The sequence below is a fragment of the Mesorhizobium sp. WSM4806 genome (assembly GCF_055811635.1).
In genome coordinates this window covers 57853-70407 of record NZ_JBVVQZ010000004.1, presented here as the reverse complement: position 1 = coordinate 70407, position 12555 = coordinate 57853, and the positions used below count along the sequence as shown (strand labels likewise).

14 protein-coding genes and 1 tRNA gene are annotated in these 12555 nt (G+C 62.8%); 9 read left to right on the top strand and 6 right to left on the bottom strand.

Annotation, left to right across the window (positions count from 1 at the left end; translation table 11 throughout):
- Nucleotides 1-96: 96 nt before the first annotated feature.
- Nucleotides 97-185, bottom strand: a tRNA-Leu gene (locus AC0L2M_RS07950).
- Between the two features lie 541 nt (nucleotides 186-726).
- On the opposite strand from AC0L2M_RS07950, the gene AC0L2M_RS07945 reads away from it, so the two are divergent.
- From AC0L2M_RS07945 to ade, 3 genes are all read left to right on the top strand, one after another.
- The gene (locus tag AC0L2M_RS07945; RefSeq protein WP_473534525.1) at nucleotides 727-936 is read left to right on the top strand and encodes a hypothetical protein; all 210 of its coding nucleotides are present in this window, start codon (nucleotides 727-729) and stop codon (nucleotides 934-936) included.
- A 53-nt stretch (nucleotides 937-989) separates the two neighbouring features.
- Complete coding sequence (locus AC0L2M_RS07940; protein WP_128173227.1) at nucleotides 990-1169, top strand: hypothetical protein; 180 nt, start codon at nucleotides 990-992, stop codon at nucleotides 1167-1169.
- A 217-nt stretch (nucleotides 1170-1386) separates the two neighbouring features.
- On the top strand, nucleotides 1387-3198 hold the full coding sequence (gene ade, locus AC0L2M_RS07935) for an adenine deaminase (protein ID WP_473534524.1): 1812 nt from the start codon (nucleotides 1387-1389) through the stop codon (nucleotides 3196-3198).
- Nucleotides 3199-3223: 25 nt separating this feature from the next.
- On the opposite strand, the gene AC0L2M_RS07930 is transcribed toward ade, so the two are convergent.
- Both AC0L2M_RS07930 and AC0L2M_RS07925 read right to left on the bottom strand, forming a co-directional pair.
- Nucleotides 3224-4384, bottom strand: coding sequence for an alpha/beta hydrolase (locus AC0L2M_RS07930; RefSeq protein WP_473534523.1), 1161 nt, complete (start codon nucleotides 4382-4384; stop codon nucleotides 3224-3226).
- A gap of 1 nt (nucleotide 4385) precedes the next feature.
- The gene (locus tag AC0L2M_RS07925) at nucleotides 4386-5453 is read right to left on the bottom strand and encodes an alpha/beta hydrolase (RefSeq protein WP_023798191.1); all 1068 of its coding nucleotides are present in this window, start codon (nucleotides 5451-5453) and stop codon (nucleotides 4386-4388) included.
- 222 nt (nucleotides 5454-5675) lie between these two features.
- Between AC0L2M_RS07925 and ilvA the strand changes: the two genes are divergently transcribed.
- Both ilvA and AC0L2M_RS07915 read left to right on the top strand, forming a co-directional pair.
- Nucleotides 5676-6932 (top strand): threonine ammonia-lyase IlvA, encoded by a 1257-nt coding sequence (ilvA, locus tag AC0L2M_RS07920; protein WP_128168504.1) that lies wholly within the window; start codon nucleotides 5676-5678, stop codon nucleotides 6930-6932.
- A gap of 10 nt (nucleotides 6933-6942) precedes the next feature.
- On the top strand, nucleotides 6943-7503 hold the full coding sequence (locus tag AC0L2M_RS07915; RefSeq protein ID WP_128168505.1) for a DUF1697 domain-containing protein: 561 nt from the start codon (nucleotides 6943-6945) through the stop codon (nucleotides 7501-7503).
- Between the two features lie 4 nt (nucleotides 7504-7507).
- Here AC0L2M_RS07915 and AC0L2M_RS07910 read toward each other — a convergent pair whose 3' ends face one another.
- Together AC0L2M_RS07910 and gloA are read right to left on the bottom strand one after the other, a co-directional pair.
- The gene (locus tag AC0L2M_RS07910; protein WP_473534522.1) at nucleotides 7508-7801 is read right to left on the bottom strand and encodes a DUF2218 domain-containing protein; all 294 of its coding nucleotides are present in this window, start codon (nucleotides 7799-7801) and stop codon (nucleotides 7508-7510) included.
- Nucleotides 7802-7828: 27 nt separating this feature from the next.
- A complete protein-coding gene (gloA, locus tag AC0L2M_RS07905) occupies nucleotides 7829-8269 on the bottom strand; it encodes a lactoylglutathione lyase (protein WP_128168507.1) in 441 nt (146 codons plus the stop codon).
- Between the two features lie 239 nt (nucleotides 8270-8508).
- On the opposite strand from gloA, the gene AC0L2M_RS07900 reads away from it, so the two are divergent.
- The 3 genes from AC0L2M_RS07900 (at nucleotide 8509) to AC0L2M_RS07890 (ending at nucleotide 10708) form a co-directional block, all read left to right on the top strand.
- Nucleotides 8509-9084 carry a cold-shock protein gene (locus tag AC0L2M_RS07900; RefSeq protein WP_329608822.1) on the top strand — a complete coding sequence of 192 codons (576 nt, stop codon included), beginning with the start codon at nucleotides 8509-8511 and terminating at the stop codon, nucleotides 9082-9084.
- A 323-nt stretch (nucleotides 9085-9407) separates the two neighbouring features.
- Nucleotides 9408-9920, top strand: coding sequence for a DUF192 domain-containing protein (locus AC0L2M_RS07895; RefSeq protein ID WP_473534521.1), 513 nt, complete (start codon nucleotides 9408-9410; stop codon nucleotides 9918-9920).
- Between the two features lie 20 nt (nucleotides 9921-9940).
- Entirely contained in the window at nucleotides 9941-10708 is a 768-nt protein-coding gene (locus AC0L2M_RS07890; protein WP_473534520.1) for an alpha/beta fold hydrolase, read from the top strand.
- A gap of 66 nt (nucleotides 10709-10774) precedes the next feature.
- Here the strand turns inward: AC0L2M_RS07890 and AC0L2M_RS07885 are convergent, their stop codons facing one another.
- Nucleotides 10775-11374: an HD domain-containing protein gene (locus tag AC0L2M_RS07885; protein ID WP_473534519.1), complete on the bottom strand. Its 600-nt coding sequence runs from the start codon at nucleotides 11372-11374 to the stop codon at nucleotides 10775-10777.
- A gap of 152 nt (nucleotides 11375-11526) precedes the next feature.
- Between AC0L2M_RS07885 and cysE the strand changes: the two genes are divergently transcribed.
- Nucleotides 11527-12375, top strand: a complete 849-nt coding sequence (gene cysE, locus AC0L2M_RS07880; protein ID WP_023798183.1) for a serine O-acetyltransferase — start codon at nucleotides 11527-11529, stop codon at nucleotides 12373-12375.
- Nucleotides 12376-12555: the final 180 nt, after the last annotated feature.

Genomic DNA, 12555 nt, shown 5'->3' with positions numbered 1-12555 from the left:
CATGCGCCAGCGCGGTGGCGCCGGCGTTGCTGGTGCGGACGACGGGAATCGAACCCGTACGATCAGAGATCGAGGGATTTTAAGTCCGAGGTGAGGTGGTGCGAGCGACGGGGATCGAACCCGTAAGCCATTGTAGTGGCGGCAGATTTTAAGTCTGCTGAGTTTACCAGTTTCTCCACGCTCGCTGGCACAGTTGGCCCTGTTTGGCACAGCCGTGTCACTGTGTCACGAAGGTTTCTCAGCAGGATTGGCACGGGCAAACTTGGTGCGCTGCTGCGGTGCAGAACCTTTTGATGGCGGAGCGAGGCGCCCCCCCTCTGTCCTGCCGGACATCTCCCCCACGAGGGGGGAGATCGGCAGCTTCGCGGACAGCGTCCTTTCTTGCCAGGTTGGTGTTGGCGAAATCAGTGATGAAGGCCGATCTCCCCCCTCGTGGGGGAGATGTCCGGCAGGACAGAGGGGGGCGCGAAGGACCGCTACGGAGCGCTTTTATTCTGAGCCGTAGCATTCTTCGGCTGGCGTAACGGCATGGATCCCAGGGTCTGCGCGGCGTCGCTAGGATGACGAAGGCGCGGCGGCTTTCGGCCAATCGCAGACGTTGGAGACTTGGCGGCTGCAGGCCGGTCAGCAGCGACGGGCCATCCACTGATTCAAACTTGATCAAAATCATCCCGGAACCATTTCGCAACGGTTGAGTTTCGGGCTAAAGCTACTGGAACCCCTGACATGGCAGAGTTTGACACAGGACAAGGGAAGTCTGTTGCCAACGCGGTACGGCAATTGCTGCGTTCCGAAGACTATCGCCGGCATTTGCACGGCGTGCTGAATCTTGCCGTCGACCCACGACTGCCCAGCACCTTTGTCCCATTGCTTGAGGCGCTTGATCAGGCCGGGTGGGAACTGTTTTCGCATTCCCGGAGCCCAAACGAGCGATAACCGAGAAATCGCGCCAATCTTCTCCTGCACCCGCTAATCTCCTCCTGCACTCCATGACTCAACGCTACGACACTGAGAAGACACCTGAAGGCACCTGGGACATCATCGATGTGTTCACGGGACTGCCGGTTGTCGAGGTCGGCGTCCCGTTGATCGACATGCCGATCGAAGAGGCCGACGATCTGGTCGAGCTTCTCAACTGCCGCGACAGGGAACAACGGGGCGATACTTGAGCGCCCGATTTCGATCGAAACTCCCGAACAAGCTGATTTGCCGCAACCGGACTCGTCTTCCGGTTGAGGCATTTTGTCGTGGACGGCGCCTCGCAGCGCCGCCGACGGCGCCTCCGGCAACGAGAGGTGAAGACCGAGTAGCCGCACACGACCCACAAGTTCCCCGCTGGTCAAAATCCGCGCGGCTTGGCACAGTCGGGAAAACAGGAGTCTCCTCATGGCGAAGACCGCGCGTGCGACGAAACCAAAACCCTGGGCCGAGGCGGCGACGCATCTGGTCGACGTCGCCATGGGCAGGAGGCCCGCCGATCTCGTCATCCGCAACGGGCGCTGGGTCAACGTTCATTCCGGCGAGATCATCGCCGGCACCGACATTGCCATTGCCGGCGGCCGTTTCGCCTATTGCGGGCCGAATGCCGGTCACGCCATCGGCCAGGGCACCAAGGTGGTCGACGCCGGCGGGCGCTATCTGGTGCCGGGCCTTTGCGACGCGCACATGCATGTCGAGAGCGGCATGGTGACGGTGACGGAGTTCTGCCGCGCGGTCATCCCGCATGGCACCACCTCGATGTTCATCGACCCGCACGAGATCGCCAACGTGCTCGGCCTGCCGGGTGTGCGGCTGATGCATGACGAGGCGGTCGCCATGCCGATCAACGTCCTTGTGCAGATGCCGTCCTGCGTGCCTTCTGCACCTGGGCTGGAGCATGCCGGCGCCGAGCTGACGGTTGCCGATGTGACCGAGGCGATGGGCTGGGAAAACATCGTCGGACTTGGCGAGGTGATGAACTTTCCCGGTGTCGCGGCCAACGATCCGGTGATGGCCGGCGAGATCGCCGCGACGGTGAGGGCGGGCAAGACCGTCGGCGGCCATTATGCCTCGCGCGATCTCGGCCTGCCGTTCCACGGCTACGTCGCCGGCGGCCCCGAGGACGACCACGAAGGCACGCGCGTCGAGGACGCCATCGCTCGCGTCCGCCAGGGCATGAAGGCAATGCTGAGGCTGGGCTCGGCATGGTACGACGTCGCCTCGCAGATCAAGGCGGTGACGGAGAGCGGGCTCGATCCGCGCAACTTCATCCTGTGCACCGACGACAGCCATTCCGGGACGCTCGTCCATGAAGGCCATATGGACCGGGTGGTCCGCCACGCCATCGGCCAGGGGGTGAAGCCGGTGACCGCGATCCAGATGGCGACGCTCAACACCGCCCAGCATTTCAGGCTGGAGCGCGAGCTGGGGTCGATCGCGCCGGGGCGGCTCGCCGATCTGCTGATCGTCTCCGATCTCGCCGCAATGACCATCGACGAGGTCTATGGCCGCGGCGTCAGGCTGGCCAAGGGCGGCAAGCTCGACATCGACATTCCGGCCTATGACTATCCGAAGACGGCAAAGAACACCGTCAAGCTCGGCAAGAAGCTCAGACCGGGGGATTTCGACATCGTGGCGCCTGTCGGCGCCAACGAAATTCGGGTGCGGGTCATCGGCGTGATCGAGAACCAGGCGCCGACGCGGGCGCTCGAGGCCGACCTTCCGGTGGAGGACGGGCTGGTCGCCATGGACCGTCGCAACGACGTCTGCCAGATCGCGCTGGTCGAGCGCCACCGCGGCACGAGCGGCGTCACCAACGCCTTCGTCTCCGGCTTCGGCTATATGAGCGACTGCGCCATGGCCTCCAGCGTGGCGCATGATGCGCACCACATCATCGTCGTCGGCACCTCCAAGCAGGACATGGCATTGGCGGTCAACCGGCTGGGCGAGGTCGGCGGCGGCGTCGTGCTGTTCTCCAGGGGCAAAGAACTGGCGCTGGTCGAAATGCCGATCGCCGGCCTGATGTCGGACGAGCGCGCCGAAATCGTCGCCGCCAAGGCCGACAAGCTGACCGAGGCAATGCGCAAGATGGGCTGTTCGCTGAACAACGCCTACATGCAGCACTCGCTGCTGGCGCTGGTCGTCATCCCGGAACTGAGGATTTCCGATGTCGGCCTGATCGATGTGACGACGTTCCAGAAGGTCGACCTGTTCGTCTGACAACGACCAAGGGCGTGTCCACTCCTCATCCGCCGGTGGCGATGGTCAGCACCTTGAACGGCGTGGTGATGACGATCTCGGCGACGGAGCCGACGGCCTTGCCGATGCCATGGCCGAGATTGTCGATCGGACGCGCCGGATCGACCTCGTCTGATGCCAGGCCGGCCGGGGCGCGCAGCCGGTCGCCGAGCAGTTGCACCAGGAACGGGTTGTCGGCGAATTTGGCGTGGTTCAGGCGGTCGCCGCCTTTGGTCTTGCTCAGGTCGACCACCGACACGCCATAGCTGGCGAGGTCGGCCGCGTCGCCATAGTCGCCGACGCGCGGCTTGTCGCCGGAGATCAGCGAGGACAGCCTCAGGGCGCGATCGTCGCCCGAAAGCAGGATGGCGAAAGGCTTGTCGGGCTTGCCGTAGCGGATCATCTGCTTCTTGAATACATCGACATCGATGTCGGGCGAGGCCAGGATGACATAGCCGAGCTTGTCGCCGAGATCACGGTCGCCGGTGATGGCAAGCTGGCGCAACGCCTCCATCGTCACCCAGGTGCCCATCGAATGAGCGATGATGTCGATGCTCTTGGCCTTGGTCTTGGCCAGCATCCGCAACGTCTCTTCGAGATCGTCGCGCGCCGCGTTGGCGCTTTCCTTGTCGTAGATATAGCCCGTGGTCTTGCCGCTCGACGCCCATGAGAACAGCACCGGCGTGCCGGAATATTTTGTGTCGTGTGCGATCTGCGTCAGCCGGTAGATGCCGTCGTCGAAACCGTTGTTGAAGCCGTGCACGAAAACCAGGGCGCGGTCGCCGCGCATGGCGATGTCGGCGCCGACCGCCTTGGCGAATTGCGGGGCGCCTTCGTAGAATTCGACCTCAGTTGCCGTGAAGTCCTTCGCCGGGTTGCTGTTGGCGGAGCCCCTGACCCGCTCGATGGCGCCGACCTGATGGGTTTTCGGGACGGTGACTTCGACACTGGCAAAACTGGTGGTCGGTGAACGGTCACCGTCGAACACCTGCCGCGGGTCCTTCGTCGCCTTTTTTCGGGTGGTGGCGACGAAGATCTCATGCGTGGCGGCGATGTCGGAGGCAGGCACCGTCACGGTCGTCGTGTTGAGAAGGTCGTGGGTCTTGCGGCCGGCGCAGCCGGTCACCGCGAGCGCAAACGCTACGACGAGAAAAGTCTTCGAACGCACCTCACTGCCCGAGCAGGCTGATGCGGTCGGTCACCTCGCGGTCGCTGGCAAATCCGTCATCCTCGCGCAGCCGCTGGCCGATCATCTTCACCAGCTCGGGGTTGTCGGCAAATTTGGTGTGGTTGAAGCGATCCGATCCCTTGACGCTGGAGAGATCGACGACGCTCACGCCATAGTCGGCGAGGTCGGCCGCGTCCTTGTAGTCGCCGACGCGCGGCCGCGAGCCGGCGATCAGGCCGGAGAGCCGCAGCGCCCGGTCGTCGTCGGACAAAAGCAGGATGAAGGGCTTGTTCGGCTTGCCGTAGCGGCGCATCTGGCTCTTGAACACGTCGACATCGATGTCGGGCGAGGCCAGCACGACGTCGCCGAGCTTGCCGCTGAGATCGCGGTCGCCATTGATGGCGAGCTGGCGCAGCGCTTCCATAGTAACCCAGGTCCCCAGCGAATGGGCGACGATGTCGATGCGCCGCGCGCCGGTCTGCGAGAGCATTCTCAGCGTGACTTCCAACTGGTCGCGGGCAGCACTGGCGCTTTCCCTGTCATAGACATAGTCCCGGGTCTTGGCGCCCGATGCCCAGGAAAACAGCACCGGCGTGCCCGGGTAGCCGGAATCATGGGCGATCTGGGTGACGCGGTAGACGGCGGCGTCGAAGCCGGTGTTGTAGCCATGGACGAAAAGCATGACGCGGCCGCCGCGCGCGGCGATGTCGGCACTGAGCGCGTTGGAGAATTTCGGTGCGGTGTCGTAGCCGACGACGTCGGAGGCCATGAAATATTTGGCAGGGTCGTTCGACTTGCCGCGTGAGCGCCGCTCGATCTGACCGGCTTCGTGGGTCCCCGGCACGGTGACGTTGACGCGGGCATAGTTCAGCGTGGCCGAGCGCTCGCGGTCGAAAACCTTGCTGGGATCGTCGGAGCGCTTGCGCGTCGTGGCGATGAAGATGCTGTGGTTGCCGGCGATATCGGTCACCGGCGCCGACACCATGGCGCTGCCGAGCAGTTCCTCGGTCTGCCGGCCGCCACAGCCGGCAACGAGCAAGGCAAGGACAAGGATACAAATCTTCTTCAACTCTAGAATTCCACTCCGGCCGAAAGGCTTGATCCAACCTCCGCGACCCCTCCCGGACAGCCGAAGTGCGGCAGAAGTAAGTCGTTTCCTGCCGAAATGCGCTCAGCGGCTTGCGACAGTCATCGCACTGTTGCGCGAAAGCCAAAACGATTGCCCTGATCAAACACGTACGGCGTGTGCTAGCTTCGCGGACACCACAGACGATCCGGGGTAATTTTTTCGATGACCAGTTTCTCTTCCCGCGTCGCGGTCGCCGCTGCCGCGATCCGCCAGATCTTCCCGGAAACACCGCTGCAGGAAAACGACTATCTGTCGAAGAAGACCGGCGCGCGCGTGCTGCTGAAGCGCGAGGACCTGTCGCCGGTGCGCTCCTACAAGATCAGGGGCGCCTTCAATTTCTTCCGCAAGGCGCTCGACGCCGGCAACGATGCCGAGCTGTTCGTCTGCGCTTCCGCCGGCAACCATGCCCAGGGCTTTGCCTTCGTCTGCCGTCATTTCGGCAAGCGAGGCGTGGTGTTCATGCCGGTGACGACACCGCAGCAGAAGATCGACAAGACGCGGCTGTTCGGCGGCGAATTCGTCGAGATCAGGCTGGTCGGCGACTTTTTCGACGACTGCTACCGCGCCGCCTCCGAATTCACGGAAAGCGCCGGCGCGCACATGGTGCCGCCGTTCGACCACAAGGACATCATCGAGGGGCAGGCGACGGTCGCCTACGAGATATCAGGCCAGATGCCGGGCGCGCGCATGCCCGACATCATCATGCTGCCGGTCGGCGGCGGCGGTCTGGCAGCGGGTGTGACGCATTATTTCGCCGACCAGCGCCGCGACACGCGCTTCGTCTTCTGCGAGCCGGCCGGCGCGCCAAGCCTGAGCGAGAGCCTCGCCACCGGCAAGCGCATCAAGCTTGCCAGGGTCGACAATTTCGTCGATGGCGCCGCGGTGGCCGAGATCGGCCGCGAGCCGTTGCGGCATCTCAGGGCGTTTGCCACCGAAGCGGTGCGGCTGATCCCAGAAAACCGGCTCTGCGCGACGATGATCGAGATGCTGAACGTCGAAGGCGTGGTGCTGGAGCCGGCCGGCGCACTGGCGATCGACGCGCTGAAGGATTTTTCGAAGAAGGAAATCAGGGGCAAGACCATCGTCGCGGTGGTTTCGGGCGGCAATTTCGATTTTGAGCGGCTGCCGGACGTGAAGGAAAGGGCGCTGCGCTTCGAGGGGCTGAAGAAGTACTTCATCATCCGCTTTCCGCAGCGGCCGGGCGCGCTGCGCGACTTCCTCGAATTGCTCGGTCCCGACGACGACATTGCCCGCTTCGAATATCTGAAGAAATCGGCGCGCAATTTCGGCTCGGTGCTGATCGGCATCGAAACCAAGGACCGCCGCAATTTCGAGCTGCTCAACGCCAATTTCGAGGCCGAGGGCGTCCAGTATCAGGACATCACCGACAACGAGACGCTGGCCGGGTTCATCATATGAGCGCCCGAATATGAGTGCCCGGGCGAAGATTTTCGTTGCGTTGTTTTCCGGCATCAATGTCGGCGGCAACCGCATCGTCAAGATGGCGGAGTTGCGGTCGTTCTTCGAGGAGCTCGGCTTTGGCGACGTCGCCAGCTATGTGCAGAGCGGCAATGTCGTGTTCCGTTCGGCAAAGGGCGACGCGGCCACGCTGGCCAAACAGATGGAAACGGCCTTCGAGAAGAAATGGGGATTTCACTCGCGCATCATGGTGCGCGATCTCGGCTGGTTCGAGCGGCTGGTGGCAGAAAATCCCTATCCGGAAATTGCCGGCGAGCCGACGAAGCTTCACGCCTATGTGCTGGAGCGCCCGCCGACCGCCGACGAGGTCGCGCGGCTGGCCGAAAAATGCACCGGTCCCGAACGGTTCGAGGTCAGGGGCGACGTGCTTTACCTGCTCGCACCAGAAGGCCTCGGCAAATCGGTATTTGCCAACCTCATCCCGCGCACGCTGAAAGTGCCCGCCACCGCGCGCAACTGGCGCACGGTGCTGATGCTGCTAGAGATGGCCGGCCGGAATGGCGGAGCGTAGTCGCCTACGCTGCCGAAGCCTTTTTCCAATCGAAGGTCAGCTGTTCGCGGAAAGCGAAGCGTTTGATGTGTTCGGCGACGACCGTCTCCAGCCGCTCCAGCGAGCCGGCTTCGTCAGCGGTTACCGCGATATGCAGCGCTGCCGGGTCGGCATCGAGAACCGTGCGGCCCAGTGAGAGATCGATGGTGCCGTGGTTCGGATCGAACGCGACGGGAAACTTGTGCGCCCAGTGTTTGCAGAGCTGCTGCAGATAGCGGCTCGCATGTTCAGTGACGACATCGGCATGGCTGGTCGGCATGAATGAATTCTTCCCCAATGCGGCCCGTTACCAGCTTCCGGTATTGGGCATCGACGCCCAGGGCTCGGCCTTGGCCTTGGCCGGGCCTTTCTGCAAAAGCTCGATCGAGATGCCGTCCGGCGATTTGACGAAAGCCATGTTGCCGTCGCGCGGCGGCCGGTTGATGGTGACGCCCTTGTCCATCAGCTGCTGGCAGGTGGCGTAGATGTCGTCGACCTCGTAGGCGAGGTGGCCGAAATTGCGGCCGCCCTTGTAGTCTTCCGGATCCCAATTGTAGGTGAGCTCGATCAGCGGCGCCTTGTCGGTGATGCCGCTTTGCTCGTCTTCGTCAGCTGCGAGGAAGATCAGCGTGTAGCGCCCCTGTTCGTTTTCGTGGCGGCGCACTTCCTTGAGGCCAAGCTTGTTGCAGTAGAAATCGAGCGAGGCATCGACGTCGGCGACACGGACCATGGTGTGGAGGTAGCGCATGTGATTTTCCTCGAAATGTTGCTTTGCGGCGGAACATAGGGGCCACCCGGCCAAAGGGCAATTCCCGATAGCTGCTCCTGCCGGCAAACAACAAATCCGGTATTCCCGCAATGAACCGTGAAAAAACGCAGCTCAGGTCTTGCACACACCGGAAACGGAAGTGTTAATCTAACGTCAAGAATCAGTTGCGGTATTCTTGGAAAAAGGGGGGCGTTGTTATGGGGGAAAAAGCCTCTTTCATGGGGCGGGACGGAACCGGTCACGACGCCTTGCAAAGAGACGAGAGCGGCGACACGGCCGGTCTTGTCGAGATTGCGGGCGCTATCAAATGGTTCGACGTGGCCAAGGGTTACGGTTTCATTCTTCCCGATGACGGCTCTTCCGGCGATATTCTCCTCCATGTGACATGTCTTCGAAAAGACGGTTTCCAGACCGCCTTGGAAGGTGCGCGCGTCGTCTGCCTGGTCAAGCAAGGTGAGCGCGGATTGCAGGCATTCCGCGTGCTCTCCATGGATCTCACCACGGCGACCCATCCGGCGGAGATGCAGGAGCAGCGCACCCACGTCTCGGTGACGCCGGAAAGCGGCCTCGAACGGGCGCTGGTGAAATGGTTCAACCGCACCAAGGGGTTTGGTTTCCTGACCCGGGGCGAGGGCACCGAGGACATTTTCGTCCACATGGAGACGCTGCGCCGTTACGGTATTACCGAACTCAGGCCGGGGCAGGTCGTGCTGGTCCGCTTCGGGCGCGGCGACAAAGGCCTTATGGCTGCCGAAATTCACCCGGATATGGGGACCTTGCCCGTCTCGCATTAGGTGCGTTGATATTCAGGCCTTACTCAGATCTTTTCGAACGTTTGCGCTGCCCCTCACCTGCCTGCCGGCATCCTCTCCCCGTATAGTGACGGGGAGAGGGGCGCTGTCATCAATGATTTCGCCAATTTCCGGCCGTTGTAGAAATGTATGCCATCGTTGCGGCCAGCCCCTTCTCCCCGTCACTATACGGGGAGAAGTGCCCGGCAGGGCGATGAGGGGCAGCGCTGAGATCAACAATTGGTGGGTCGCAAGCGCAGGGAACTATATACAGGCTGGAACCACTTGAATATCAACATACCTAGGACGATGGCCGAGGAGTCTGAATGACTTACAGGAACTGGCTGACAACGGGCATAGTCTGCGCCGCGATCGCCTTTGTCATCGCCACAGGCGCTTTCTTCCATTCGCAGCGACCGGCTTCGGCAGACAGCCGGGCGATGATCCTTGCCGTCGACCCGCAGCCGCTGGTCGCGGTGACGAAAGGCGGCGAACGCTCTTTCTCCGTCGAAATCGCCGACACCTCGGCCGAGCGCGAGGCTGGCCTGATGTTTCGCGAGGAGATGGCCGACGATCATGGCATGCTGTTCGTGTTCGAGGAGGCTCGGGATGTCAGCTTCTGGATGAAGAACACGCCGATGCCGCTCGACCTGATCTTTGTCGGTCAGGACGGCAGAATCCGGGCGATCAAGCAAGGCGAGCCGCAATCCGAGGCGATGATCTCGCCCGGCGAGCCGGTTTGCTTCGTGCTCGAGCTCAAGGCGGGCACGGCCGCCAGGAGCAGCATCGAGGACGGCGACCTGTTGCGTCACCCGGCAATCGGCACTGCGCACAACTGAACGCGCAGGATCCATCGCAGATGCAGTTTTTCGCCCATGACGGTTTTGACCTTGCCTTCCTCGACCGCCAGCCGGCATCGGGGCAGGGCGATCCGGTGCTCATGATCCATGGCTTTGCCTCGACCCATTACGTCAACTGGGTGTCGCCCGGCTGGTTCAAGGCGCTGAACGATGCCGGCTACCGCGCCATCGCCTTCGACAATCGCGGCCACGGCGCCTCGTCGAAGAGCTATCAGGACGCCGATTATACGCCGGCAAGGATGGCGTCCGACGGGGCAGCGTTGCTGAACCATCTCGGCATCGAACGCGCCCATGTCATGGGCTATTCGATGGGCGCGCGGATTTCCGCGTTCCTGGCGCTTTCCGACCCGGATAAGGTGGCGACGCTGGTCTTCGGCGGTCTCGGCGTCGGCATGGTCGACGGCGTCGGCGACTGGGACCCGATCGCCGCCGCCCTTCTGGCCGACGATCCAGATAGCACCAGCCATCTACGCGGCCGCTCGTTTCGCGCCTTCGCCGACCAGACCCGGAGCGACCGCCGGGCGCTGGCCGCCTGCATTGCCACCTCGCGGGAATTGCTGGCCGAGGCCGACATTGCGCGCATTGCCCAGCCGACGTTGATTGCCGTCGGCACCAAGGACGATATCGGCGGTTCGCCCGACGAACTGGCCGCCTTGATGCCGAACGCCAGGGCTTTCCATATCGAGGGCCGCGACCACATGCTGGCCGTCGGCGACAAGTCCTTCAAGCAGCGGGTGCTGGAGTTTTATGCCGATAATCCGCTGTGAGTACATCGGTGGTTGAGTTGGGGTGACCCAAGGCCGGCATCAAAGGTGCTGCACCCGCAGCAGCGCTCATGCCCCGAGGGCTTCGAGCGAACGCGCCATGTTTTGCCGAGCCTGAGCCTCGAACCGCTGCCGGAACTCCTCGGTGTAGAAGATGTGCGGGCGGGCGAGGAAGCCCTTCAGGACAGCACTGCGGCCGGCACGCCACATCGGCTCTTCCACCCAGCCATATTCGCGGCGAACCGCCTGTTCATAGGCGTCGAACGCATCAGGCGGCGCCCCCAGGATCGCCAGGTCCATGTCGAGGAACAGCGCTGCGTCGCGGGCGGCATTTTCGTCGTCAAACTGCGGTAACTCATGAGTGGCGGTGGCTGATATCATCGTCGTGATGCGGCCAAGGCGCTGCGCATCGGTGCGGCCGGCGAGCTTTTTCTCGGCAAGGACGGCACTCCTCGCCTCGTTGTCCTTGACCCGGCTGTTATAGATGGCGTCGTGGAACCAGATCGCCGCTTCGACCGCCTTGGGATCGTGCAACGATGCCCGATAGTGGCCGGCCAGCGCCAGCATCGCCTCGATATGGCCGAGGTTGTGATAGTGACGACCCTCCGCCTCATAGAGCGCGGAAAGCTCGCGCTTCAGCGGCTCGTCGATCAAGGCTTGGTCTTCCATCGCCGCTTGAATTTCCGTGAACCAAATCCATTTGACAAAGCACTAAGGAAAATTGAGTTCAACCGTGCTATGATCTGGCTTATAGAGCATGTCGCGCAAAAGTGCGCAGCGGTTTTGGTGCCAAGCCGGAGACATTAGGCCGGAGACCATTGATGAACAGCGTTACGATTGCCCGCCCGACCATGGTGAAGCCGATCGACCCGATCTGGCGCTCGATCCGCGACGAAGCGATGGAGGCGGTCAACCGCGATCCGCTGCTGGCGGCGTTCCTCTATTCGACCATCCTCAACCAGGAAAGCCTGGAGGAAGCGGTCATCCATCGGCTGGCCGAGCGGCTCGCCCATCAGGATATCGGTTCCGATCTCATCCGCCAGACATTCAAGGCGATGGCAGCCGACGACAAGGATTGGGCGTCGACGGTGCGTGTCGACATTCAGGCCTACTACGACCGCGATCCGGCCTGCGACCGCTTCATCATGCCGGTGCTCTATTTCAAGGGTTTTCATGCCATCCAGACGCACCGGCTGGCGCATTGGCTGTGGAACCAGGGCCGCCAGGATTTCGCGCTCTACCTGCAGAGCCGGTCGTCCTCGGTGTTCCAGACTGACATCAACCCGGCCGCCCGCATCGGCAAGGGCATCTTCCTCGACCACGCCACCGGCCTCGTCGTCGGCCAGACGGCGGTGATCGAGGACGACGTGTCGATCCTGCACGGCGTGACGCTGGGCGGCACCGGCAAAGCCGGCGGCGACCGCCATCCAAAAATCCGCTACGGCGTGCTGATCGGCGCCGGCGCCAAGATCCTCGGCAACATCGAAGTCGGCCATTGCTCCAAGATCGCGGCAGGCTCGGTGGTGCTGTCGCCGGTGCCGCATAACAAGACGGTTGCCGGCGTGCCGGCCCGCGTCGTCGGCGAGACCGGCTGCGACCGGCCCTCGCGGCAGATGGACCAGCTTTTGCCGTCGCAGTCGATGGACCACGTCGTCAGCTTCGATATTTGAGCGCTCGGGCAGGGGCCCTTTGCAAAGGCGTCTTTCTCCCGTCACTATACGGGGAGAAATGCCCGGCAGGGCAATGAGGGGCAGCGCAAACCTCAAGCGATTGCCCTGTCTCTCTCGCCGGCTTGCCTTTACATCGCCATTGTCGACGTGCCAGAAGCGCGCTCAAACGAGCAAGACCGA